This is a genomic window from Mycobacterium sp., assembly GCF_965277065.1.
Lineage (GTDB): Bacteria > Actinomycetota > Actinomycetes > Mycobacteriales > Mycobacteriaceae > Mycobacterium.
Genome location: NZ_CBDIBT010000019.1, coordinates 1077008 through 1099543 on the forward strand (window position 1 = coordinate 1077008; position 22536 = coordinate 1099543).

Here is a 22536-nt window from a genome sequence, read left to right on the forward strand (position 1 = left end):
CAGCAAGAGTTACTTACCGAGTTTTCTGCGCTGCACCCGGGTGCGGCGAAGCAGCTTACGGTGCTTCTTCTTCGACATCCGCTTGCGGCGCTTCTTGATTACTGAACCCATAACTCCGCTATCTGTACTGGATTGCTCGACTTCTCTCGCGACGCTGCGCGTCCCGCGTCGTCGTCGAGCGGTGGCGGCCCGAGTCCGCCGTGGCCGGGCATGTGCAACAACGCGGTCACTCTACCCGCCATGGCAGCCCGAACACCAAAAGCGCCGAGTGTGCATCCAGGGCGGCGACACGCCGACGCGGGCCACCCTGAGTGCACACTCAACGTCATGGGCGCACACCCATCGTCGCCGAACGCTAGCCGGCGTCGAAGTAGGACGTCTCCAACATGTCGTGCACGGCTTTTGCGTGCACGCGGAAGGACCGGCCGACACGGACGGCCGGCAGCTCTCCGTTGTGAACCAACCGGTAGACCGTCATCTTGCTGACTCGCATCAGTGCTGCCACTTCCGCAACCGTCAGAAACTGCGTCCGGGGCTGCTGGCCGTCTGCGGAACTCGTGTCTCGTCCCGATTTCCCGCCAGCCGATGGCCCGTTCATAGACGTCATCGCAACCCAATCAATCAGGCTCCTGCAGTCCCAGCGGCTTCCCCTCCGCTGGCACCAACAGATGCATACCAACTAGGAGAATAGCGGGACTAGTGTGGTTATTGCGACGGGTGATAGCAATTAAATAAAATTCTATAAATTACTCAGATGTAATTCTTAGCTGCTCAGACCGGGTTTTTGCGGCCTTTACGGCCTCGTTGACAGCCGCTCGCAAACCGTGCTTTTCCAATTCCTGCAGCGCAGCGGCCGTTGTGCCGCCGGGCGAGGTAACAATGGCGCGCAGCCGCGCCGGGGTGGTGTCCAGCGACAGGTCGCGCGGGGATTCCGCACCCGTTCCGCGGTCCTGTTCCATGCGGTCCAGCAAAAGCGCCGCCGAGCCCGCCATCGTCTGCGCCACCAGCTCCGTCGCCACCGCGCGGGTCAGCCCCATCCCGACCCCGGCATCCACCAACGCCTCGATCATCAAGAAGAAATACGCCGGACCCGACCCGGAGACGGCCGTGACAGCGTCCATGTGCTCCTCAGAGACCGTCAGCACCGCTCCGACCGAGTCGAACAGCGCTGCGACCTCCTTGAGCTGCTCAGGGGTCGCAAAACGGCCCGCAGAGATGGCGCTGATCCCGGCGCCCACCAACGCCGGCGCATTGGGCATCGCCCGCACCACCGGAGTGCCGGCCAGCAGCTTGGATTCCAGGTACGCCGTCGTCACGCCCGCTGCGACGGTGATGAACACCTGATCCGGGCTGTCTTGGGCGGCGTCGGCGGCCACCTTGCCGATCTCGCCAATCGTCGATCCGACGTCGGACGGCTTGACTGCGATGATCACGAACGTCGCGTTCTCCACCGCGTCGGGCAGCGAGGTCACCAGCACGCCATAGGTGTCGGCGAGGTAGCGCGCGCGGTCGGGCATGCGCTCGGCTACGACGAGGTCTTTGACCTGCCGTCCGGCCCGGAGCAAGCCCGACAGCAGGGCTTCGCCCATACTCCCCCCACCGACAAGCGCAATTCTGGCCATTCGCTCAGCATGGCAGACCTGTGCGACTTTTTCGCCAGGGCCGCGCTCGAAAGCTAGGGCGCGGGCACCATCGCCAGCTGACGGCTCTGCACAATGATGCGGCCTTGGGAGTCGACGACGGTGTGGTCTTCGTCGAACCAGTCCTGGCCGATCTGCACGCAGGTGCACACCACCCGCAGCCAGCCGTCGGCCGGCAGGCCGCGCAAGTAGGACGTGAGCTGCACGGTCGGCGCCCAGCCGGTGCGGTTGACGGCGAAGCTCACCGGCGCCGAAATGTCTCCACACATCAGCGCGAACAGCACGTCAGGGGCGACGTCGCGCGGGCGAACCCAGTTCTGAATCACCGGCGGCCGGCCGTCGGTGGAGATGCCCAGCGTCGAGGTCAGCGTCCGCACCTCGCAGCCCTCGGCCAGATTCACCAGCCCGGACAGCCGGTGACCGGGGCCGATGGGTAGCACGTCGTCGGGCGGTTCGGGATCCATCAGGCCGACCGCCGGGTTTGCCGAGAGCAGCGGTGGCGCCATGTGCTCCGGCTCCCCCAGCGTGACGACGGCATGCACGGCGGCGCGGTCATTCTGGATCAGCTCGACATCGACCACGCTGATCCGGCGTCCGCGCTTACGCATCGAGGTGACCAGCCGCATCGGGCCGGGATCGGGTGCCGACAGGAAGCTGGCCGAAACCGCAACCGGCTCAACGGGTCCGCCGTGGGCGGTGCGAGCGGCGTTGGCGCACAACGCCACCATCGCCCCGCCGTGCACTTTGGGCCCGATGGTCCAGTACTTGTTGAGCTCGCCCTCGTAGACGCTGTGCACGCCGTCGGTCTCGATCTCGCGAAGCTCCATCGCCTCGGTGAATAACGCGGTCAACGTGTCGACGTCCCTCCCGGTTTCATGGCGCCGCTCCTCGTCCCTATCTCGAATCGCACTGCCCTGTTCATCGTCGCCAGCGCAGTCAACGCAACAGGTGCGTGCGGGCGAATTGCAGCGACTCGGCCAGCATGGCTTCGCGCTCGTGGACCGATCGCGCCGACGACGTGGACACCTCCAGCACCACGTGGCCGGCGAAATCGCCGCCGGCCAGCAGCTGGCACACCTCGACCACCGGCTGGTTGCCGCGACCAGGCGTCAGGTGTTCATCGGCGGGCAGGCCGGTGCCGTCGCACAGATGCAGATGCACCAGGCCGGAGCCCATCCGCTCCGCCATATCCAGCGCATCGGTGCCCGCGGTCGCGGAGTGCGACAGATCCAGCGTGTAGTGCGCGTGATCGCCGTCCAGCGGGTCGTAGGACGGGGCGAACGCCGAGATCCCCGGCCCGGGGCCACCACCGCGCCGGCGCATCCGCTCCATGCTCTGGCCCGGGAAGAACCGGTCGGTCCGGAACGGGAACATGTTCTCCACGGCCACCAGCACCTCGCCGGACGCCTCCAGCTCAGCCACCTGATCGCTGAAGCCCTCGACGTAGCGGCGTTGCCAGCGGAACGGCGGATGTACGACGACGGTCTGGGCACCCAGCTTCTCGGCGGCCCGCACGCTGCGGTCCAGCTTCGTGATCGGGTTGGCACCCCAGACCCGTTGCGAGATCAGCAGGCACGGCGCGTGCACCGACAGCACCGGCACCCCGTAGCGCCGCGAGAGTTTGGCCACGGCGTCGATGTCCTGGCTGACCGACTCGCCCCACACCATCAGCTCGACACCGTCATAGCCGAGGTTGGCCGCGAATTCGAAAGCGGCCTCGGTCTTCATGGGATAGACCGAGGCCGTCGACAGACCGACCTTGATTGCGGGGCGCACGTGGAATCTGTTGCGGCTTAGCCGGATTGCAACAACGCTAGCGGGCCCAGCGTGACCAAGGCCCCCACCGCGACGGCGATCAGCGTGCTGCCGATGTCCTCGGTCCTACGCACCACCCGCACGCCGACTACCAAGCCGAGGATGACGAGAACCGAGAGCACCAGGGCGACGATGTTGTTCCATCGCCACAGCTGGTCGAACGCGATGAACAAGCCCGCACCGAAAGCGACAGCCAAAAACGATTGCAGCACAACAGTTCCGGTGAACCGGAGGCTGTCCGACCGTGACCAGGTGTGCTCGCCGAATTCGTCGTCGGGGTAGTCCTCCTCCTCGGCGACGTCGTCGATGTCGTGGTAGCCCGCATCGTGCGCGCCGCCGTCGTCGCCGACGGACTGCAGATACGAGCGCACGTATGCAGAGTCTTCGACGGCCGGCTCGGCGTCACGCACGTCGGTGTCCATCACGTCCACCGACATACCGGCGTAGTCCTCGAGCGGATCGGGGTTCATGCCTTCGGCGCCGGACCGGTCGCCCGTCTTGTCCTCGCGCGACTCGGCCCGATCGGCCTCGACGCGCACGTTGTTGCGTACCGGCCGTGGATAGGAGCTGCGCTGCAGTCGCGGTTCGCGCGTCGTGGCCGCCGCCTCACGGGGCCGGGGCGGTGCGGATGGGGGCCAACGCGGCTCAGGCTCCGACCAGAACCCCTTCTCGGCCGGCTCCTCGGCAGGCGCCTCGACGACCTCGTCGCGGACGCGGGCGGTGCCGTTGGCGCGGTGCGCGTGCGATTCCGGGACCCGGTGCTCTTCGGCGTCGGGATCGGTCTCGTCGGTGATGATGGGGATCTCACCGGTCAGCTCGGCGACGGTGACCGCGTCGGAGTTTCCACGACGGCGGCGACGGCGTGCCGGGACCGGGGCACCGAGCGTGCCGTTCTTGGCGAGCAGCTCGGCAACCGAGATGGGTCGGGTGGTGTCGTTGGGTCCGGTCATTTCTTGCCGCCGTTCCGGTTGGCTCGCTGGCTACCAGCATCCCGCACGGACGTCTCCACGAAGGCGGTTCCGTCGGCCTCGCTATCGAGTTTGCGCAAGATGAGACCCTCCCGTAGGGCCCACGGGCAGATGTCCACCGTTTCAATCGAAAGCGCTCGCATACTTGCCTCTGCGACCAGAGCTCCCGCCACAATCTGCGGCGCTCGCTCGGCGCTCACCCCTTCCAGTTCTGCACGGTCAGCGGTCGTCATCCTAGATATGAAAGATATGAGTTGTCTGAGGCCATTCGCCGTTAAGGTGCGCTTTACCCGCGGCCCCGCGGCCGACGGCGCCGCACCGGTGAGCCGGGCCAGCGACCGGAACGTTTTCGATGTTGCCACGGCCAGGTCGGGGCTCCCGGCATCGAGCGTTTTCTCGGCGGCGTCGGCCAGTTCGGCGTCCAGCCAGTCGCGCAGCATGCCGACACTCCGACGGCCGGGCGGGTCGTCGCTGAGCCACTCGCGGGTCAGCCGTCCCGCACCCAGCGGCAGCGACATCGCGACCTCAGGCTCCTCGTCGACACCGTTGGACAGCTCCAGCGAGCCGCCGCCGATGTCGAGGTTGATGATCCGGCCCGCGCTCCAGCCGTACCAACGGCGAACCGCCAGAAACGTCAGCCGCGACTCGTCGACCCCGCGCAGCACCTGCAGCTGCACGCCGGTCTCCTTGCGGACCCGAGACAGCAGATCGTCGGAGTTCTTGGCGTCGCGCACCGCCGAGGTGGCGAATGCCATCAATTCGGCGCAGCCGGAGCTGTCGGCGATCTTTTCGAACTCCTCGATCGTCTCGATCAGCTTGTCGGCGCCCTTGCGGGTGATCTTTCCGGAGTTGTCGATCGACTCGGCCAGCCGCAGCGTGGCCTTGGTCGAACTCATCGGCGTCGGGTGCCCGCCGCGTCGGGCGTCGACCACAAGCAGGTTGACCGTGTTGCTGCCGACATCGAGAACACCTAATCGCACGAGACACAACTTAGTCCGGCGACGATGCGTGCCGCGTAGCGGCACGTTGCGAAGTCGGATAACACGCACCTGAGCGTGTGAGCCGCATGACGCTGGATTGGTCTACCGTGAAAACTGTGTCAAGTTCGCAGCCAAGCCACCCCGGTGAAGTCGAATTGGACTTCGTCCGTGAGTGGGTGGAGTTCTACGACCCCGACAATCCCGAGCACCTGATTGCCGCGGATCTGACCTGGCTGCTGTCGCGGTGGACGTGCGTGTTCGGCACACCGGCATGCCAGGGCACGGTCGAGGAGCGTCCCGACGACGGGTGCTGCTCGCACGGCGCCTTCCTGTCCGACGACGACGACCGCGCCCGTCTCGACGACGCTGTGTCCAAACTCACCGACGCCGATTGGCAGTTCCGCGACAAGGGTTTGGGCCGCAAGGGTTATCTCGAACTCGACGAGCACGAGGGCGAGGAGCAGTTCCGCACCCGCAAATACAAGGGCGCCTGCATCTTCTTGAACCGGCCGGACTTCGCCAACGGCCAGGGCTGCGCGTTGCACTCCAAGGCGCTGCAAATCGGCGTTCAGCCGTTGACGATGAAACCGGATGTCTGCTGGCAGTTGCCGATCCGCCGCAGCCAGGAGTGGGTGACCCGCCCGGACGGCAGCGAGATCCTGAAGACCACAGTCACCGAATACGACCGCCGCGGCTGGGGCGCCGGCGGTGCAGACCTGCACTGGTACTGCACCGGCGACCCAGCCGCCCACGTCGGTGCCGACCAGGTGTGGGTGAGCATGGGCCCCGAGCTGACCGAACTGCTCGGCGAGAAGGCCTACGCCGAGCTGGCCGCAATGTGCAAGCGGCGCAGCGGTTTAGGCCTCATTGCCGTGCACCCGGCGACAAGGGCCGCCGAGTAGCGCGTCAGCCCTCCAGCTTGTAGCCCAGCCCGCGGACCGTCACCAGGTGGATCGGGTTGGCCGGGTCGGACTCGATCTTGGACCGCAGTCGCTTGACGTGAACGTCGAGGGTCTTGGTGTCGCCGACGTAGTCGGCACCCCACACCCGGTCGATCAACTGTCCACGCGTCAACACCCGGCCACTGTTGCGCATCAGGTACTCGAGCAGGTCGAATTCCTTGAGCGGCAACGTGATCGACTCACCGTTCACCGAGACGACGTGACGTTCGACGTCCATGCGCACCGGACCGGATTCCAGCACACCGTCGGTGACTTCGGAGTCGTCGTCGCCACCGCGGCGCAGCACCGCCCGGATCCGCGCGATCAGCTCGCGCGCCGAATACGGCTTGGTGACATAGTCATCGGCGCCCAATTCGAGGCCGACCACCTTGTCGATCTCGCTGTCACGAGCCGTCACCATGATCACCGGCACGCTGGAACGCGACCGCAGTTGCTTGCACACGTCGGTGCCCGACATACCCGGCAACATCAGGTCGAGCAGCACGATGTCGGCACCGGCCCGGTCGAACTCGGCCAGCGCGGTTTGGCCATCGGTAACCACGGTGGCCTCGAAGCCCTCCTTGCGGAGGAGAAACGCCAGCGGGTCGGCCAGCGACTCTTCGTCCTCCACGATCAGCACACTGGTCATCGGCGCGATTCCATCATCGGTGTAGTTCTTCCTCTCGTTGGGGCTCCCGTACGGGCTTCATAGGGCGCGATTCGCGCTCGGGTAACAGGTCTGACGGGTCGAGTTCGCCCGCGTAGGCCGGGATCGACAGGGTGAACGTCGATCCAGTGCCGAGCTGGCTCCACAACCCGATGCTGCCGTTGTGGTTGGCCGCGACGTGCTTGACGATGGCCAGCCCCAGCCCGGTGCCGCCGGTGGCGCGCGAGCGGGCCTTGTCGGCGCGGAAGAACCGCTCGAACACCCGCTCCTGGTCTTTGCGATCGATTCCGATACCGCGGTCGGTGACAGCGATCTCGATGTTGTCGCCGCGGCGGCGCCGGCTGATCGACACCAGGGAGCCGCGCGGCGAGTAGGCAATCGCGTTGGACACCAGGTTGGCCAGCGCGGTGACCAGCAGGGCCTGCTCGCCGTGCATCTGCAGGCTGCTGGCGTCGTCGGTGCGCACCACAATGTCGGCGTTGTCGGCGGGCACCTTGTGTCGCGAAATCGCTTCGGCAACAACGTCATCGACGTCGACGGCGCCCATGTCCGGCATGCGCTCGGCGCCCTGGAGCCGGGACAGCTCGATCAGCTCGGTGACCATGCTGCCCAGCCGGGTGGCTTCGACGAGCACCTTCTCACCGAACCGCCGCACCGTCTCGGGGTCGTCGGCAGACGACAGCAGCGCCTCGGCGAGCACCGACATCGCACCGACCGGCGTCTTCAGCTCATGGCTGACATTGGCGACGAAGTCGCGGCGCGTCGCCTCCATCCGGGCGTACTCGGAGTGGTCGTAAACGAAAACCACGGCGAACCGGCGATCCTCCTCGCTGAGCAGCCGCGCCTGGCCGTGCACCGACAGGCCCGCCCGGCCCGGCACCTGCCGCTTGCCCGGCAGCAGGTCGAACTCGACATCGGCGCCGTCGGCCAGCGTCTTGCGGGCCGCTTTCCACGCCTCGTCGTCGAGCTGCCGCTCGCGGACCAGACCCAGCTCTTTGGCCCGGCCGTTGTGATAGACCACGTCGCGGTGCCGGTCGACGACGGCGGCCCCCAGGGGCATCAACGCGACGATGCGGTCCAGCATCTGCGCAACGGTGATTCCGGCCGATTCGACCGCCACGCGTTGCCGTCGCTCGATCGCCCTCGGCGCCCAGCGGGCACCGACGGTGACTCCCACGGCCAGGGCCGTCAGAAACAACACCCCGGCCAGTGACAGGGCCGAGAACACGGTCACGTCACGAGCTTACAAACGCGGTGAACGCCAACCCAGCAGCACAAGGCCAAAATCGGTCATGTCACACGCTACGAGACAGGTGTTCGGGGTCCGTTCACCCCGTGTTTGCTCAGTTGCTGGGGTCGGCCCCTTATTTGGCACCTTGGCTGGCCACGGCCGCCGCGCCAGCGGCCGCGGCATCCGGGTCGAGGTAGCTGCCGCCGGTCATTAGCGGACGCATATCGGCGTCCAGGTCATAGCGCAACGGAATCCCGGTGGGGATGTTCAAACCGGTCACCTCGTCGTCGGACATACCGTCGAGGTATTTCACCAGGGCGCGCAGCGAGTTGCCGTGCGCCGCGATCAGCACGGTCTTGCCGACCCGCAGGTCAGGGATGATCACGTCGGTGAAGTAGGGCAGGAAGCGGACGACCACGTCAGCCAGGCACTCGGTCAGCGGGCCGCCGCCGATATCGACGTAGCGGGGGTCGGCGTCCTGGCTGTATTCGCTGCCCTTCTCGATGGGCGGCGGCGGGGTGTCGTAGCTGCGTCGCCAGGTCATGAACTGCTCGTCGCCGTACTTTTCCTTGATCTCGGTCTTGTCCAGGCCCTGCAGGGCGCCGTAGTGCCGCTCGTTGAGCCGCCAGGTGCGGTGCACCGGGATCCACAGTCGGTCGGCGGCGTCCAGGGCAAGATGGGCGGTGCTGATCGCGCGGCGCAGCAGCGAGGTGTAGAGCACGTCGGGCAGCAGGTTGTGCTCGGCGAGCAGTTGCCCCCCACGGACCGCCTCGCCACGGCCTTTGTCGGTCAGGTCGACGTCCACCCAGCCGGTGAACTGGTTACTGGCATTCCATTCGCTCTGGCCGTGACGGAGCAGAACCAGCGTCGCAGCAACCTCTCCCATGCCCGAAAGTCTCTCACGCGTCGCAGGACGGCCGCCGAGCGTAACGCCATGGTGAGATCCGGACGGAGATTTCGCAGTGGCGTTACGCGCGTGAGGCGTGAAGCGGGTCAATCATCGTCGTCTTCGAGCCCAATGCTCGACTCCTCCTCATCGCGCTTCGCGCTCAGCATCGTCGTCTTCGAGCCCAATGCTCGACTCCTCCTCATCGCGCTTCGCGCTCTGCATCGTCGTCTTCGATCAGATGCGCGAACGCCTCGAGGTTCTTCAGCGACTCACCGCGCGAGACCCGCCACTCCCATTCCTTCTGGATCGACGAGCGAAAACCCAACTCCAGCAACGTATTGAAGTCGGCATCAACCGCTTCGAGCACCTGCCCGAGCACACGGTCGATTTCGGCGGCGTCCACCGCTGTCAACGCCATCCGGCCGACAAGATAGATATCGCCGACGTTGTCGAGGGTGTAGGCGACGCCGTAGAGGCGGCGGTTGCGCTTGAGCATGAATTTGTAAACGCCCTCATGGTTTTCGTCGGGCTTGCGGCAGACGAACGCCTCGACGCGCACCGAATGCTCACCGATACTGAGGATGGTGTTGGTCTTGAGCCGGCGCTCACCGGGCAACTCCACGATCAGCCCGGGCAGTCCGCCGTGGGCGCCTTGGTGTCGGGAGTAGGTCAGGTCGTTGGTGTCGAGGGTGTCTTCGATCATCTGCTGGACCTGGGTGATCGGCCGATCGCCGTTCGAGCCGTTCGCGCTCACACTCATGCCCACGCCTTGCGTCGTGACGTCCGCCGGCCGGCCTGCGCTGTCCGCCGCGTCGACGGGAGGCCGCGAACCGCACGGCGGGCGGTGAAGTCGCCGATCGCGCGTCGGTAGCTGGTCAGCAGCGCGTCGACGGTGTTATCCCAGGAGAAGGTGGCCGCGTGCTCGACCGCCGAACCGCCGAAGGTTGGCCGTCCGAGCCGCAGCGTCTCGTCGATGGCGTGCGCCCACCGGTGTGCGTCGTGGCCGGCCACCAGCGTGCCGGTCACCCCGTCACGCACCGCCACCGGCAGCCCGCCGACGGCGGCTGCGACCACCGGCGTCCCGCTGGCCTGCGCCTCGAGCGCCACCAGGCCGAACGATTCGGAGTAGCTCGGCACCGCAACCAGGTCGACGGCCTGAAACACGGTGGCCAGATTTTCCCGCGATTGCGGAGGCAAGAAGCTCACCCGGGTGGAGATACCCAATTCGGCGGCGAGTCGAACAAGCCCGTCCGGAATCGCCAGCCCACTGCCGGACGGTCCGCCGACGACCACGACGTGCACCCGCGGGAGTTGGGCCGCCGCGCGCAGCAACACGTCGGGACCTTTAAGCGGCTGGATGCGGCCGACGAACGCGACCACTTGCTGATCGGTGGGCAGCCCGAGCTTGTCCCGGGCGGCGCGGCGGTCGCCGGGACGGAACATGTCCAGGTCGACGCCGGGATGCGCGATGTCGATCCGGGCGGGGTCGGCGTGATGCAGCGAAATCAGTTGCGCCGCTTCATCATCGGTGTTGGCGATCAGCCGGTCGGCCTCGTCGACCACCTGCTGCTCACCCACCGTGCGCAGTGGCGGCTCCGGTGTGTCACCCTCGGCCAGCGCGGCGTTCTTGACCGCGGCCAGCGTGTGCGCGGTGTGCACCAGCGGCACCGACCACCGGTCGCGGGCCAGCCACCCGACCTGACCGGACAGCCAGTAGTGCGAGTGCACGATGTCGTAGTAGCCGGCCTCGTGGGCAGCCTCCGCCCGCAGCACACCGGCTGCGAACGCGCACAACTGAGTCGGCAGGTCGTATTTGTCCAAGCCCTCGAACGGCCCGGCCGCCACGTTGCGCACCAACACACCGGGGGCCACCCGCGCCACGGGCGGATCGGTGGACGCCGTGGCCCGGGTGAAGATCTCCACCTCGACGCCGCGGCGGGCCAGGTGCAGCGCGCTCTGCAGCACGTAGACGTTCATCCCGCCGGCATCTCCCATGCCGGGCTGCGCAAGCGGCGAGGTGTGCACCGCCAGCACGGCGACGCGACGCGGCTCGGTCAGCTCTGAAGTGTCCGGCCGGGAGAAGTCAGTAGGGGCCACCCAGCCATCTTTGCAGCACCGGGTGGAGGCGCAGGTCAGGCGGGTGTCTCGACGTCAACCTCGTAGACAGGCGCCGGCGGCGCGGCCCGGCGCATGGCGCCCAGCGGGTCGGAGTACAGCCCGGCCAGCGACACGACGCCGGCGCCGGATTCCTGCACCCGGTTGCCGAAGGCGGTCACCCGGATGTCGCGCGCGGGCAACACCAAGCGGGCCTTGTAGGCCTCCTCCACCCTGGCCATGCCCTCGGGATATTCGGTGAATGCCTGCCCACCGACGACCAGGTCGTCGGGGTTGAGCAGATCACGCAGCAGCGCAACAGATTCGCCGAGCACCCGGGCCCGTTCGTCGAGCAGTTCCTGGGCCTGCTTGTTGCCGCCGCGGGCGAGCTTGAGGACCTCGGTCACCGTGCCGCCGCCGGAGGCGCCGTTGTGGGCCGGCAGGATGCGCAGCCGGCGCGCGGCGGCCAGCACGGCCTCGTCGCTGACGGTCGACTCCAGCAAACCCGACCCGCCGAGCAGCTCCGACTGCGCGGGCAGGTTGGTGATTGTGCCGGGCCCGCTGGCCGGGCTGTGCACCCGACCGTCGATCATCAGCGCGTAGCCGACCGTTTCGCGGGCGTAGACGTAGAGACTGGTCGACGAGTTCGGCCCGAAGCGGCGCATACCGAGCAGCAGCTCGGCGGCTGCCATTGCGTCGACGTGTGAGGCCACCGAAACCGGCAGCTCCAGTGCCTCGGCGATCGCCGGACCGACCGGCGCGTCCCGCCAGCCCAGCCGGGCGTGGTCGACATGGCCGCTGGCGGCGTCGACCGTGCCACCGATCGCGACGCCGACCCAGAGCGCGCGCCGACGATGCCAGCGCCGCAGGTAGCGACGGGCGCCGTCGGCCAGCGCGGCCAGCGCGGGACCCTGAGCGGTACGCGGCGTCGGGGTTTCGACGGCGTCCAGGGTGCGGCCGAACAGGTCGGTGGCCACGATGCTGGTGGTCCGGGCGCCGACGTGGATACCCAGCGTCAGGAACGGCTCATGGTTGACCTCGACGGGCACCCGGGGACGTCCGATCGCCCCGGAGACGGCCAAGTCGGCGCGTTCCCGCAGGATTCCGGCGTCCAGCAGGGCGATGACCTGGCGGTTTACCGTCGCAATCGACAGCGAGCTGACCTGGGCGATGACGTCACGGCCGATCGGGCCTCGCAGCCGTACGGCCCGGAACACCGACGATGCGGCGGCGTCAGAGAGCTGAAGCGAGGGCGCCACTACGCGGTGGCGTCCGGGACCTCGTCGACGAGCGGCCGCGAGGGGGTTGTGCTGGTGTGAGGTGAAAGTTGTTGAACGCATTGGTGTGTCCTTGTCCGAGTTCCGATGGCGGGTCTGTAGCCGCACACCGTCGCGAGCGCTTTTGCGCTCAGCTCAGGCGCGGCTGATTGCGCGGCGACAACACGCGCAGCCCGCGCAACAACACGCGGGTAGACAGCCGAACAAGGTGCTGGAGTACACGTAAGGAATTTAGCACGGTTACTAAGGTGATTCAGATGGGTTCCTCTGATCCACGTTCGACGTCCTCCCCCCGCAAATCCGGCGATTTACCCGTTGCCGTCGTCACCGGCGCCAGCTCGGGTATCGGCGAAGCGACCGCGAGAACCCTTGCTGCGCAAGGCTTTCACGTCATAGCAGTGGCCCGTCGGGCTGACCGGATCAGCGCGCTGGCCGCCGAAATCGACGGAACGGCGATTGTGGCCGACGTCACTGACGACGCGGCCGTGGAGTCGCTGGCCGGCCGACTGAATCGAGTCGACGTGCTGGTCAACAACGCCGGCGGCGCCCGGGGCCTGGCCCCGGTTGCCGACGCCGACCTCGAACATTGGCGCTGGATGTGGGAGACCAACGTACTGGGCACGCTGCGGGTCACCCGCGCTCTACTGCCCAAGCTGATCGATTCCGGCGACGGCCTGATCGTGACCGTCACCTCGATCGCGGCGTTGGAACTCTACGACAACGGCTCGGGCTACACCTCCGCCAAGCACGCCCAGGGCGCGCTGCACCGCACCCTGCGTGGCGAGCTACTCGGAAAACCCGTGCGGCTCACCGAGATTGCACCCGGGGCGGTCGAGACGGAGTTCTCGCTGGTGCGCTTCGACGGCGACGAGAAGCGCGCCGGCGCGGTGTACGACGGGATCACACCGCTGACGGCGGGCGACGTCGCCGAGGTGATCGGCTTCGTGGCGTCACGCCCCTCGCACGTCGACCTCGACCAGATCGTCATCCGGCCGCGCGATCAGGCGCCGGGTAGCCGGTTCAACCGCCGGGCCCCGCAGGGCTAGTTTCCGTGGTCGGGGTTCCCGACAACGTCGGCGCATCGCGCGGGGTGGCCGGGGCGCTGCGCGGAATCGCCACCGGAGCCGGCTTTGCTCCACTCGGCGGTGGCAGCGCCGACATCCCCACCCAGGTGTTCCAGTCGACTGCCCAGTCCCAGATGTCACCGTCGGAATAGGACAGCTCGATCCGGCTGCCAGTCACTTCGACCGGATCACCGTAGATCGCGCTGGCGAAGTACTGCTCGGCGTCCGACGTCGACAGGTTGACACAGCCGTTGGTGACGTTGCTGTTGCCCTGCGCGCCGGCGCTCGAGGGGTTGGCGTGGATGAATTCGCCATTGTTGGAGATCCGCACCGCCCACCGTTCGTGGACGTGGCTGTAGCCGGCGGCCGGGTTGGACATGTAAAAGTCGGAGTGTTTCTCGCTGACCACGTGGATGCCGTTGCGGGTGACGTTGCGGGCCTTGTCCCCCTCGCCGTAGCTGCAGGGAAAGTCCATGATGACACCCTCGTCGCGGATCACCTGGATGCGGTGCGAGGAGATCTCGGCCTTCACCACCTGGCGGCGGCCGACATCGAAGTTCAGGCTCATGTCCTGCTTGCCGTAGGCGCCGTCGCCGAAAGCCAGCCCGTAGAGCTTGGCGTCGACGTTGACCTTGGTACCGGCCGGGTAGTACTCGCGGCTGCGCCAGTGCACGCGGGCGCCGCCGACTTCGTCGGGCAGCCACGCCCAACTTCCCTCGACGGGCGGTTCGGTGGTGATCTTCAGCGTCCGCTCGACGGCGGCCTTGTCCGCGATGGGCGCGTCGAACTGGATGATGATCGGCGTCGCCACCCCGACGGTCTGCCCGTCGGCAAGCTGGAATCCGCCATCGACGACCTTGGTGGGCGCGACGGTGGTGATCTCACCCTTCACCGCGATGGGCTTGCCGTCGTGGCCTACGGCGGAGCCGGTCCAGGTGTACGTCACGTCGTAGCCGAGCGGCTCGGTGAGGGTGTAGAGCGTGCGATCCCGGTTGAGGGCGCCGGCGACGACCTTGCCGTCGGAGTTGGTCAGCGCGACATGCTGGAACCAGCCGTCGCGCACCTCGACACTGATCGGCGCGGTCGGCAGCACCTTGGTCGATTTGTCGGCCGGCCGGAACGTCAGCGCGGCTTCGGCCGGCGGTTTGGCCTTCTCGGACTGCTTGGTCGATCCGCCGACGCAGGCCGCCAGCACGTTGGGCGCGAAGACGCCGACCGCCAGGGTCGCCAGAGCCCGGCGTCGGTTGACCGGCGAATGGCCGCGCGCTGTGCTCACGACATCAAGATACCGGCGGAAACGACCCTCCTCTTACGGGCGGTACCTACAGGACGCACCCGACCAGCACCGGTTCGGTCACCAATGTGACGTCAAACACATCGCGAACACCGTCGCGCACAGCGCGGGCCAGCGCAAGCACGTCGTCCGTGCCGGCCTCGCCGCGATTCGTCACAGCCAGCGCATGCTTCGTGGACAGCCGGCAGGGTGCGTCCTCGGCCGCCGGGTAGCCCTTGCCGAAGCCGGCCTGCTCGACGAGCCAGCCCGCGGACAGCTTGACGCCGTCCGGGGCCGGATAGTGCGGCACCGGGAGATCCGCCTTATCGGCCAGTTCACGGTAAAACTGCTGTGTGACAACGGGATTGGTGAAAAACGAGCCGACGCTCCAGGTGTCTTGGTCGGCCTCGTCGAGCACCATGCCCTTGCCAATGCGCAGGGCGAGCACCGCCTCGCGCACCGCGGCCGGGTCGGCGCGCTCACCGGCCGTGGCGTTCAGTGCGGTCACCAGCTCGCCGTAACGCAGTGGCGCGCTGCGGCCAGTGCGGTCCAGCGCGAACTCCACCTCCAGCACGGTCGCCGCGTCGGATTGCTTGAGCACGCTGGTCCGGTACCCGAAACCCAGTTCGTCGGCCGCCGCCCAGCGCACCTGGCCGCTCCGACGGTCCAGCACCCGAACCCGGGTGATGGTGTCGGCCACCTCGACGCCGTAGGCGCCGACGTTCTGCACCGGGGTGGCGCCCGCCGAGCCGGGAATCCCCGACAGGCACTCGAGTCCACCGAGCCCGGCGCCGATCGCCGCGACGACCACGTCGTCCCAGACCGCACCCGCCTCGGCCCGCAGAACGTTGCCGTCCACCCGAATGTTGTTGTTGGCCAACCGGACTACCGTCAGGTCAGTCATTTCGTCGGCGATCACCACGTTCGAGCCACCGGCGAGCACCAGCAGCGGCTGAGCGCCCTGAGTGTCGAGATGACGCAGTGTCGCAACCACCTGCTCGGTGCTGGTGCAGGTGATGACCCGCGATGCGACTGGGCCGACACGCAGCGTGGTCAACGGCGCCAGCGGCACGTTCGCCTCGACGCGCGCTCCAGTGAAAAGCGTTCCGACCACGAGACGTAACGGTAGCCTGACCTGCTATGCCGCGGTCGTTCGACATGTCCACCGACTATGCGGCCACCGTCGAAGCGGTTCTGCATGCTTTCAGCGAAGAGCAGTACTGGCTTGCCCGGCTGACCGATTCGGGGGCTGACGACTCGACGCTGGATTCGATGGAGATCGGTGGCCCGTCTGGCGACGACGGCAGCATCGACGTGGTCACCACCCAGGTGCTGCGCGCGGATCGGATGCCGGCCGTGGTCACCCAGTTCCACCGCGGCGATCTGCGCATCCGCCGCGAGGAACGCTGGGAGCCGATCAGCGACGGCTCGGCGACCGCGACGGTCACCGGATCGATCCTGGACTCGCCGGCGTCGTTGACCGGCATCGCGGTGCTGGAACCGCTGCCCGAGTCGGGCGGCGCGCGGTTGAAGTTACGGGCCACCGTCGAAGTCCGCATCCCGCTCGTCGGCGGCAAGCTGGAGAACTTCATCGGCAGTCAGCTGGTCGAGCTGCTGATCCGCGAGCAGCGCTTCACGACGACGTGGATCGGCGAGAACGCCTAGCTAGGCGTGGCCTTCCGCGGCGTCGACGGCGCCGTTCAGCAGTTCGCCGATGACCCGCTTCATCACCGGTGTCAGCAGCCAATCGAGGCCAGGGATCTTCGGCGTGGACTGCAGGTGCCAGCTGACCTCGGTTCCGCTGCCGGCCTCTCGCAGCGACACCGTGCCGACGTGATCCCGCACCGGTGCGCCGGAGACCATCTTGTAGGCGTATCGCGTGGGCCGCTGGTAGTCGATGATCTCTTCGACGAAAGCGGGTCCGATCGCTTCGATGCGCCGGACCGCGCCGACACCGTTGGGCGCGGGCGTTCCCTCCCGATCCAGCGTGCTGCGGCGGGCCGCCTTCACGTAGTTCGCGATACCGCGGTGATCGGTCAATGAGTCGAACACCGCCTCGATCGGTGCCGTCGTGGTCCGGGTCAGGGTGAAGTCGATCATGGCGATGATTCTGGCATGGCCGTCGCGAGCGTCGACTTGATGGGAAGAATCGCGCGATTTCACCCGACAACTCGACGCTCGTTAACGTTCTAGGCTGGCACCCATGCGAGTCGCGGTGGCACAGATCCTCAGTGGCACCGACCCGGCCGCCAACCTGCAGCTGGTGCGGGACTACACCGGGCAGGCCGTCGACGCCGGTGCGTCGTCGGTGGTGTTCCCGGAGGCGACGATGTGCCGGTTCGGGGTTCCGCTGGCCCCGATCGCCGAGCCGGTCGACGGGCCGTGGGCCGACGGGGTGCGCCGCATCGCGGCCGACGCCGGCATCACGGTGGTGGCCGGCATGTTCACCCCGGCCGACGACGGACGGGTGCACAACACGCTGCTGGTGACGGGTCCCGACACCGACGCCCACTACGACAAGATCCACCTCTACGACGCGTTCGGGTTCAGCGAGTCCACCACCGTCGCGCCGGGCACCCAGCCCGTCGTCGTCGACGTCGACGGTGTCGGGGTGGGCCTGACCACCTGCTACGACCTGCGCTTCCCGGAATTGTTCAGCACGCTGGCCTGCCGCGGTGCCCAGCTGATCGTGGTCAGCGCGTCGTGGGCCGCCGGCCCGGGAAAACTCGAGCAGTGGACGTTGCTGGCCCGCGCCCGCGCCCTGGACTCCACCAGCTTCGTGGTCGCGGCCGGACAGGCCGACCCCGGCGAGCCGCTGGCCTCCAGCGCGCCGACCGGAGTCGGCGGCAGCCTGGTGGTGTCGCCGTTCGGCGCGGTGGTGGCCTCGGCCGGCACCGGCCCGCAGCTGCTGACCGCAGACCTGGCGCTTGAGCAGGTGGCGAAAGCCCGCGAGACAATCGCGGTGCTGCGCAACTCCACAGCGCTCGCTCATCCGGATAAGGCAGAATCGCCCAAATGACGAATCCGCAGGGGCCCCCGCACCAGGACCCGTCGTCGCCCTGGTCTCGTCCCGGCGAACAGAGTTCGCCCACTCGCCCGGTGCCGCAGGCCGAGTACGCGTACCCGCCGCCGACGCAGGAGTATCCGGCCAACGCGACGGTCGAACAGCCGGCGCCGCAGGACACCGCCGAACCCGCGAAAGCCAAGCGCCGCTTCCGCTTACGCGGCGACCCCGTGTCGATCATCCTGGTGCTCGTCATCGTCGCCGCGCTGGGTATCGCCGGCCTGGTGGGCGGGGAACTCTATGCCCGCCACCGCGCCAACAGTGTCGTGGCCGCCGCAACCCAGTGCGTCACCCAGGACGGCGCCACCGTGTCGTTCGGCTCGAGCCCATTCCTGTTGCAGCACTTGACCGGTCACTACAAGGACATCACGATCCACACCGCAGGGAACAACATCAAAAACGCCAAGGGTATGAAGGCCGACATCGAGATCGACGACGTCGATCTGCACGGTAACGCCGATTCCAAGGGCACCATCGGCAAGCTGGATGCCAACATCACCTGGACGTCGGAGGGTATCCAGGAAACCGTGCAGAACTCCCTGCCGTTCATCGGCGGTCTGGTCAGCAGCGTCACGACCGACGCCAGCGCCGGCACCATCGAGCTCACCGGGGCGATGGGCCTGGGCGGCGTCACCGTCAAGCCTGTGGTCGCCGACGGCAAGCTGACGCTGCAGGTCTACAAGGTCAACGCGCTGGGCGTCCTCATCCCCCACGAGACCGCGCAGACCGCGCTGAACACCTTCACTGCGGCGTTGCTCAGGCAATATCCACTGGGCATCCAGGCCGACAGCGTGCAGGTCACCAATGACGGTGTGGCGGCGCACTTCTCGACGCACAACGCGTCGATTCCCCAGGGCGGGCAAGACCCGTGCTTCGCTCATGTCTAAGGCAGGCCGCTTGATGACCAATCCACCGGTACCCCCGGGCAACGAGCCGCCTGAGCGCGGCCGCCCGCCCCGGCCCGCCGGGCCGCCCAACCGCGGCTTCCCGCCACGGCGTAGGCCCTTGCCGCCGTCGGAATCGCCGACGCGCCACATTCCCCAACCTCGGCCGCCGCAGCCTTCGGCTCGTGACGTGCCGCGGCCGCAGCAGCCCGGGCGACCGCCCGGCCGTCCGCAGCAGCCCGGTCCGCCTCCGCAGCAAAGCCTGCCGCCCAACCCGCGGGCGCAGCAGCCCGGTCCGCCGCCACGTCCACACGAACAATTGACCACCCGCATTCCGACAGCGACGCAGCCCCCGGCGCCCGCGGAGCCGAAGGAAACCGGCGGACGTCGCCATTTCGGCAACCGGACGTCGCTGTTGTTATTCCTGCTGATCGTGGCGCTGCTCGTCGTCGCAGTGCCGATCGGTGCCGAGCTATACGGTCGCCATCTCGCCGCCAGCAAGGTGGCCGACGCGGTGCAGTGCGAGGTGCAGGACAGCGCCAGCGTGTCTTTCGCCGCAACCCCGCCGGTGCTGTGGCAGTACCTCACCAGCCACTACACCGACATCTCCGGGCAGACCGCGGGCAATCAGGTGCGATCGGCCAAGGGCATGAAGGTGAGCCTGGACATCCACGACGTCAACCTGAACAGCACAAACAACTCCAAAGGCACGATCGGGTCGCTGAACGGCACCCTCACCTGGTCCGCGGATGGCATCAAGCAGTCGATCCAAGACGCCGTCCCGGTGCTGGGCAAGCTTGTCGCCGGCGATGTCTCCACCAACCCCGGTGACGGCACCGTAACCTTGAAGGGCTTTCTCGACAGCGCCACGGTGAAGCCGCAGATCGTCAACAATGGACTGTCGCTGAAGGTGGTCACCATGAGCGCGCTGGGATCCGGCATGTCGACCGGCACCGTCCAGAAGAACCTCGACGACCTCACCTCCAAGGCGACCCAGAACTATCCGCTCGGCATCCATGCCGACAGCGTCAAGGTCACCGACAGCGGGGTGGAGGCGACGTTCTCGTCCACCAATGCCACGATCCCGGCGTCGTCGTCTCAGCCTCAGTCTGGTCAGGACTGCTTCAGCGGGGTCTAGCCGAGGCCGTCGAGCACCGCGCGGGTGCCTGACAACCCGAGCCGCGTGGCGCCTGCGTCGAGCATCGCGATCGCGGCCTCGGCTGTGTGGATGCCACCGCTGGCTTTGACGCCCAGCCGCCCGCCCACCGTGTCGGCCATCAGCGTGATGGCCTCCGGGGATGCGCCGCCCGCGGGATGGAAACCCGTTGAGGTCTTGACGAAGTCGGCGCCGGCATCCTCGGCGGCACGACACACGGCGACCAGCGTGTGCTCGTCGGCAAGCGTCAACAGGGCGGCAGATTCGACGATGACCTTGAGCACAGCGCCGGGGACAGCGGCGCGCACCGCCGCGATGTCGGCCCGCACGGCCTCGAACTCACCGGCAAGCGCCGCGCCGACGTCGATCACCAGGTCGACCTCTACCGCACCCGCCGCGACGGCCAGCGCCGCTTCACGCGCCTTGAGCTCGGAAAGGTGCTTGCCAGAAGGGAATCCGGCGACCGCGGCAACGGGAACGCCGGCATGGATCGCGTGCTCCACCATCGGCGGCGAGACGCAGACGGCGTAGGCGCCCAGCGCCGCAGCCTCCTCGGCGACGGCGGCGACGTCAGCCGCGGTGGCCTCCGGCTTGAGCAGCGTGTGGTCGACCAACGCGGCGACCTGCGCTCGGGTCCATGCCATCAGAACGGCTCGCCCGGACCGCCGGGATTGCAGCGGGTGTCGACCATCGTCGTCTCGTCGACGACGGGCCGCCACGGCTCCAGATTCCAGCTGACCTTTCCGGGCTGTGCAGCCTCGGCGAAATCCCAGTGGCAGAGGAATTGGTCGTGCATGCCCGGGGTGTCCGCCTGCGGCGCCAGCGCGAGCACCTCGGCCCACGCCTCATCGGCCTCAGGGCTCGGAGACCCGAGTCCCTTGGAGGCCACCCGGCCCGACGTCGTCGGGTAGACCCGGAGGCTGGACAGCTGACTACCCTCGGACCACTGGGCCCAGAGAACGTGGTCGACGAACGGCGGCGGGTACGGAAATGCGTTCGGCCCCGGGTCCGCGGACGCGGGCGCAACACCCGCCAGCGCGCCGAGGACCGTCGCCGCGAGGATCAGAGCTCGCATGTAACTATCGTGACTTACCTTGGATCTCAAGGAGTTTGGGCCGCACATCGACCAGGTAGACACCGGCCGCGCAGGCGCCGATGGTCGCGCCCAGCGCGCTGAGCATCATGGTCAGCGGAACGGAGACGCCCAGGATCATCAGCCACACCGGCTTGGTCATCTTGTCGGCCGCCGTGTAGGCGTCGGTCCGCTGCATTGCCGCGTGCACAAAGGCATAGAGCGCTGTCATCGCCACGGCGACCTGCAAGATCAAAAGGACGCTATTCACCAGACTCACCCGTTAAGCGTAAGCGGGTGCCGCCAGAAACGTCGACTCCGAGTCACCCGGGCGGGGTGACTCGGAGTCGAGTGGTCAGGCCGGTCCGTTTACTTCTGGGTGACCTTCTTGGCCGGAGCCTTCTTGGCCGGAGCCTTCTTGGCGGGCGCCTTCTTGGCCGGAGCCTTCTTGGCGACAGCCTTCTGGGCCTTCTTGGCGGCCCCTTCGGTCTTCTTCGGCAGCTCGATGCCCACCAGCTTGGCGGCGCGCTCGCCGACCGCACGGGTCTGCGACGCCACGGTGCCCAGCGCTTCCTGAGTCAGCTCGACCGCCTGCTCGACGTAGCCCTCGGCGCGCTCCGACACGTCGTCCAGACCGGACTGGCTGCGCAGGCGCTCCAGGGCGGCTTCGCCTCGCTCGACCAGCTCGTTGTAACGCGAGGTCGCGGCCTCGACGTAGCCCTCGGCGGCGCTACGCAGCTCGTCGGCGGTGAAACGGTCACGCAGGTCGCGCAGCTGCTCGGGCAGTTCCTCCTGCAGCTTGGTCAGGCGAGCGCGACTCTCTTCGACCCGGCCGCGGGTGTCGGTGCGGGTCTCCTCCGCACGGTCACGCAGCTCGGTGAGCAGGTCGTTGACCGTGGCCAGGGCCAGGTCAGCGGCGCCCAGTGCGGCAAGCAGGGGAGCCTTCAGGTCGTCGATGGACGGGTTGTTGTTGTCCGCCATGGTGTTTCCTTTCGTCGTTCTCGTTGTGCGTCAAGGGTTGAGCGTTGGGTGTCCGGGTTTATGCAGGGTTGATCTCCTCCCGGGCAGCCTCGTTTTGTTGAACGAAGGACGTGTAGATGTCGAGCAAGACCTGCTTTTGCCCTTCGGTGATCGTCGTGTCGGTGACGACGGCGTCACGGACCTCGCTCTTCGGTCCGGGTTCGAGCATCCCGGCCTGGACGTAGAGCACTTCGGCGGAAACCCGCAATGCCTTGGCGAGTTGGTTGAGCACGCCGGCCGAAGGTTTGCGCAACCCGCGCTCGATCTGGCTGAGATACGGATTGCTGACGCCGGCTTTTTCGGCCAGCTGCCGAACCGAAACCTGTGCCGCTTCACGCTGTGCTTTGATGAAGCTGCCGATGTCCGACGCAGCGGTCGTCACCACAGCAGCAAGGTTTTCTTCCTGCGGCATGGCTACTCCCTCGAGTCCTGAGCGTCGACGTTTTTCGGTGCGAACGCGACTCACGGTAGCTAACAGGTGCTAGCTTTTGCAAGCACTGT

Annotated in this window: 26 protein-coding genes and 1 pseudogene; 6 read left to right on the forward strand and 21 right to left on the reverse strand. The window is 67.5% G+C overall.

The annotated features are described in order from the left end of the window. Positions 1–9 precede the first annotated feature (9 nt). The 7 genes from ACQY5A_RS22415 to ACQY5A_RS22445 form a co-directional block, all read right to left on the reverse strand. The gene (locus ACQY5A_RS22415; protein ID WP_003402602.1) at positions 10–111 is read right to left on the reverse strand and encodes a 30S ribosomal protein bS22; all 102 of its coding nucleotides are present in this window, start codon (positions 109–111) and stop codon (positions 10–12) included. Positions 112–355: 244 nt separating this feature from the next. After that, positions 356–607 (reverse strand): cell division/environmental response transcriptional regulator, encoded by a 252-nt coding sequence (locus tag ACQY5A_RS22420; RefSeq protein ID WP_428342481.1) that lies wholly within the window; start codon positions 605–607, stop codon positions 356–358. Between the two features lie 139 nt (positions 608–746). Continuing rightward, complete coding sequence (proC, locus tag ACQY5A_RS22425) at positions 747–1622, reverse strand: pyrroline-5-carboxylate reductase (protein WP_428342482.1); 876 nt, start codon at positions 1620–1622, stop codon at positions 747–749. A 53-nt stretch (positions 1623–1675) separates the two neighbouring features. Then, a complete protein-coding gene (locus tag ACQY5A_RS22430; protein ID WP_428342483.1) occupies positions 1676–2491 on the reverse strand; it encodes a thioesterase family protein in 816 nt (271 codons plus the stop codon). 85 nt (positions 2492–2576) lie between these two features. Further along, a complete protein-coding gene (locus ACQY5A_RS22435) occupies positions 2577–3416 on the reverse strand; it encodes a sugar phosphate isomerase/epimerase family protein (protein WP_428342484.1) in 840 nt (279 codons plus the stop codon). Between the two features lie 17 nt (positions 3417–3433). After that, complete coding sequence (locus ACQY5A_RS22440) at positions 3434–4405, reverse strand: hypothetical protein (protein ID WP_428342485.1); 972 nt, start codon at positions 4403–4405, stop codon at positions 3434–3436. Then, positions 4402–5403 carry a hypothetical protein gene (locus tag ACQY5A_RS22445; RefSeq protein ID WP_428342486.1) on the reverse strand — a complete coding sequence of 334 codons (1002 nt, stop codon included), beginning with the start codon at positions 5401–5403 and terminating at the stop codon, positions 4402–4404. Before ACQY5A_RS22445 ends, ACQY5A_RS22440 begins: the two co-directional genes overlap by 4 nt. A gap of 86 nt (positions 5404–5489) precedes the next feature. Here ACQY5A_RS22445 and ACQY5A_RS22450 point away from each other — a divergent pair, with 86 nt between their 5' ends. Next, on the forward strand, positions 5490–6305 hold the full coding sequence (locus ACQY5A_RS22450; RefSeq protein WP_428343291.1) for a hypothetical protein: 816 nt from the start codon (positions 5490–5492) through the stop codon (positions 6303–6305). Positions 6306–6309: 4 nt separating this feature from the next. On the opposite strand, the gene regX is transcribed toward ACQY5A_RS22450, so the two are convergent. The 6 genes and pseudogenes from regX to ACQY5A_RS22480 form a co-directional block, all read right to left on the reverse strand. Continuing rightward, complete coding sequence (regX, locus tag ACQY5A_RS22455) at positions 6310–6993, reverse strand: two-component sensory transduction protein RegX (RefSeq protein WP_428342487.1); 684 nt, start codon at positions 6991–6993, stop codon at positions 6310–6312. A gap of 13 nt (positions 6994–7006) precedes the next feature. After that, entirely contained in the window at positions 7007–8245 is a 1239-nt protein-coding gene (locus ACQY5A_RS22460) for a sensor histidine kinase (protein WP_428342488.1), read from the reverse strand. A 130-nt stretch (positions 8246–8375) separates the two neighbouring features. After that, entirely contained in the window at positions 8376–9128 is a 753-nt protein-coding gene (locus ACQY5A_RS22465) for a phosphoglyceromutase (protein ID WP_428342489.1), read from the reverse strand. 147 nt (positions 9129–9275) lie between these two features. Beyond that, a pseudogene (locus tag ACQY5A_RS22470) lies at positions 9276–9891 on the reverse strand (YbjN domain-containing protein). Then, entirely contained in the window at positions 9888–11228 is a 1341-nt protein-coding gene (gene mshA / locus ACQY5A_RS22475; RefSeq protein WP_428342490.1) for a D-inositol-3-phosphate glycosyltransferase, read from the reverse strand. The pseudogene ACQY5A_RS22470 and the gene mshA overlap by 4 nt, the downstream one beginning before the upstream one ends. Positions 11229–11263: 35 nt before the next feature. Further along, positions 11264–12565, reverse strand: a complete 1302-nt coding sequence (locus ACQY5A_RS22480; RefSeq protein ID WP_428342491.1) for an ROK family protein — start codon at positions 12563–12565, stop codon at positions 11264–11266. Positions 12566–12759: 194 nt separating this feature from the next. Here ACQY5A_RS22480 and ACQY5A_RS22485 point away from each other — a divergent pair, with 194 nt between their 5' ends. Beyond that, the gene (locus ACQY5A_RS22485) at positions 12760–13548 is read left to right on the forward strand and encodes an SDR family oxidoreductase (RefSeq protein ID WP_428342492.1); all 789 of its coding nucleotides are present in this window, start codon (positions 12760–12762) and stop codon (positions 13546–13548) included. Here ACQY5A_RS22485 and ACQY5A_RS22490 read toward each other — a convergent pair. Both ACQY5A_RS22490 and ACQY5A_RS22495 read right to left on the reverse strand, forming a co-directional pair. Beyond that, the gene (locus ACQY5A_RS22490; protein WP_428342493.1) at positions 13523–14842 is read right to left on the reverse strand and encodes a L,D-transpeptidase; all 1320 of its coding nucleotides are present in this window, start codon (positions 14840–14842) and stop codon (positions 13523–13525) included. The genes ACQY5A_RS22485 and ACQY5A_RS22490 overlap by 26 nt on opposite strands. A gap of 46 nt (positions 14843–14888) precedes the next feature. Continuing rightward, positions 14889–15953 (reverse strand): UDP-N-acetylmuramate dehydrogenase, encoded by a 1065-nt coding sequence (locus ACQY5A_RS22495; RefSeq protein ID WP_428342494.1) that lies wholly within the window; start codon positions 15951–15953, stop codon positions 14889–14891. Between the two features lie 26 nt (positions 15954–15979). On the opposite strand from ACQY5A_RS22495, the gene ACQY5A_RS22500 reads away from it, so the two are divergent. After that, entirely contained in the window at positions 15980–16504 is a 525-nt protein-coding gene (locus tag ACQY5A_RS22500; RefSeq protein ID WP_428342495.1) for a DUF2505 domain-containing protein, read from the forward strand. On the opposite strand, the gene ACQY5A_RS22505 is transcribed toward ACQY5A_RS22500, so the two are convergent. Next, positions 16505–16939: an SRPBCC family protein gene (locus ACQY5A_RS22505; protein WP_428342496.1), complete on the reverse strand. Its 435-nt coding sequence runs from the start codon at positions 16937–16939 to the stop codon at positions 16505–16507. It abuts the gene before it with no gap. 103 nt (positions 16940–17042) lie between these two features. Here ACQY5A_RS22505 and ACQY5A_RS22510 point away from each other — a divergent pair, with 103 nt between their 5' ends. From ACQY5A_RS22510 to ACQY5A_RS22520, 3 genes are read left to right on the forward strand one after another with little or no spacing between them, the layout of a single operon-like run. Then, positions 17043–17858, forward strand: coding sequence for a carbon-nitrogen hydrolase family protein (locus tag ACQY5A_RS22510; protein WP_428342497.1), 816 nt, complete (start codon positions 17043–17045; stop codon positions 17856–17858). Then, complete coding sequence (locus ACQY5A_RS22515) at positions 17855–18790, forward strand: LmeA family phospholipid-binding protein (protein ID WP_428342498.1); 936 nt, start codon at positions 17855–17857, stop codon at positions 18788–18790. The genes ACQY5A_RS22510 and ACQY5A_RS22515 overlap by 4 nt, the downstream gene beginning before the upstream one ends. Before the next feature lie 13 nt (positions 18791–18803). After that, on the forward strand, positions 18804–19925 hold the full coding sequence (locus ACQY5A_RS22520; RefSeq protein ID WP_428342499.1) for an LmeA family phospholipid-binding protein: 1122 nt from the start codon (positions 18804–18806) through the stop codon (positions 19923–19925). Here ACQY5A_RS22520 and deoC read toward each other — a convergent pair. From deoC to ACQY5A_RS22545, 5 genes are all read right to left on the reverse strand, one after another. Further along, on the reverse strand, positions 19922–20587 hold the full coding sequence (gene deoC / locus ACQY5A_RS22525; protein WP_428342500.1) for a deoxyribose-phosphate aldolase: 666 nt from the start codon (positions 20585–20587) through the stop codon (positions 19922–19924). The two genes, ACQY5A_RS22520 and deoC, sit on opposite strands and share 4 nt — an antisense overlap. Then, on the reverse strand, positions 20587–21018 hold the full coding sequence (locus ACQY5A_RS22530; protein ID WP_428342501.1) for a DUF2599 domain-containing protein: 432 nt from the start codon (positions 21016–21018) through the stop codon (positions 20587–20589). The genes deoC and ACQY5A_RS22530 overlap by 1 nt, the downstream gene beginning before the upstream one ends. Before the next feature lie 4 nt (positions 21019–21022). Continuing rightward, positions 21023–21286, reverse strand: a complete 264-nt coding sequence (locus ACQY5A_RS22535) for a DUF2516 family protein (RefSeq protein ID WP_428343292.1) — start codon at positions 21284–21286, stop codon at positions 21023–21025. Positions 21287–21384: 98 nt separating this feature from the next. Then, on the reverse strand, positions 21385–21996 hold the full coding sequence (locus ACQY5A_RS22540; RefSeq protein ID WP_428342502.1) for a heparin-binding hemagglutinin: 612 nt from the start codon (positions 21994–21996) through the stop codon (positions 21385–21387). A gap of 58 nt (positions 21997–22054) precedes the next feature. Next, complete coding sequence (locus ACQY5A_RS22545) at positions 22055–22447, reverse strand: helix-turn-helix domain-containing protein (protein ID WP_428342503.1); 393 nt, start codon at positions 22445–22447, stop codon at positions 22055–22057. Between the last annotated feature and the right edge of the window lie 89 nt (positions 22448–22536).

Coding starts and splice junctions, on each gene's coding strand:
- ACQY5A_RS22415 (WP_003402602.1), bottom strand. CDS start 111: ATGGGTTCAGTAATCAAGAAGCGCCGCAAGCGGATGTCGAAGAAGAAG.
- ACQY5A_RS22420 (WP_428342481.1), bottom strand. CDS start 607: ATGACGTCTATGAACGGGCCATCGGCTGGCGGGAAATCGGGACGAGAC.
- proC (WP_428342482.1), bottom strand. CDS start 1,622: ATGGCCAGAATTGCGCTTGTCGGTGGGGGGAGTATGGGCGAAGCCCTG.
- ACQY5A_RS22440 (WP_428342485.1), bottom strand. CDS start 4,405: ATGACCGGACCCAACGACACCACCCGACCCATCTCGGTTGCCGAGCTG.
- ACQY5A_RS22450 (WP_428343291.1), top strand. CDS start 5,490: ATGACGCTGGATTGGTCTACCGTGAAAACTGTGTCAAGTTCGCAGCCA.
- regX (WP_428342487.1), bottom strand. CDS start 6,993: ATGACCAGTGTGCTGATCGTGGAGGACGAAGAGTCGCTGGCCGACCCG.
- ACQY5A_RS22465 (WP_428342489.1), bottom strand. CDS start 9,128: ATGGGAGAGGTTGCTGCGACGCTGGTTCTGCTCCGTCACGGCCAGAGC.
- ACQY5A_RS22480 (WP_428342491.1), bottom strand. CDS start 12,565: ATGCGTTCAACAACTTTCACCTCACACCAGCACAACCCCCTCGCGGCC.
- ACQY5A_RS22485 (WP_428342492.1), top strand. CDS start 12,760: ATGGGTTCCTCTGATCCACGTTCGACGTCCTCCCCCCGCAAATCCGGC.
- ACQY5A_RS22500 (WP_428342495.1), top strand. CDS start 15,980: ATGCCGCGGTCGTTCGACATGTCCACCGACTATGCGGCCACCGTCGAA.
- ACQY5A_RS22505 (WP_428342496.1), bottom strand. CDS start 16,939: ATGATCGACTTCACCCTGACCCGGACCACGACGGCACCGATCGAGGCG.
- ACQY5A_RS22510 (WP_428342497.1), top strand. CDS start 17,043: ATGCGAGTCGCGGTGGCACAGATCCTCAGTGGCACCGACCCGGCCGCC.
- ACQY5A_RS22515 (WP_428342498.1), top strand. CDS start 17,855: ATGACGAATCCGCAGGGGCCCCCGCACCAGGACCCGTCGTCGCCCTGG.
- ACQY5A_RS22520 (WP_428342499.1), top strand. CDS start 18,804: ATGACCAATCCACCGGTACCCCCGGGCAACGAGCCGCCTGAGCGCGGC.
- deoC (WP_428342500.1), bottom strand. CDS start 20,587: ATGGCATGGACCCGAGCGCAGGTCGCCGCGTTGGTCGACCACACGCTG.
- ACQY5A_RS22530 (WP_428342501.1), bottom strand. CDS start 21,018: ATGCGAGCTCTGATCCTCGCGGCGACGGTCCTCGGCGCGCTGGCGGGT.
- ACQY5A_RS22540 (WP_428342502.1), bottom strand. CDS start 21,996: ATGGCGGACAACAACAACCCGTCCATCGACGACCTGAAGGCTCCCCTG.
- ACQY5A_RS22545 (WP_428342503.1), bottom strand. CDS start 22,447: ATGCCGCAGGAAGAAAACCTTGCTGCTGTGGTGACGACCGCTGCGTCG.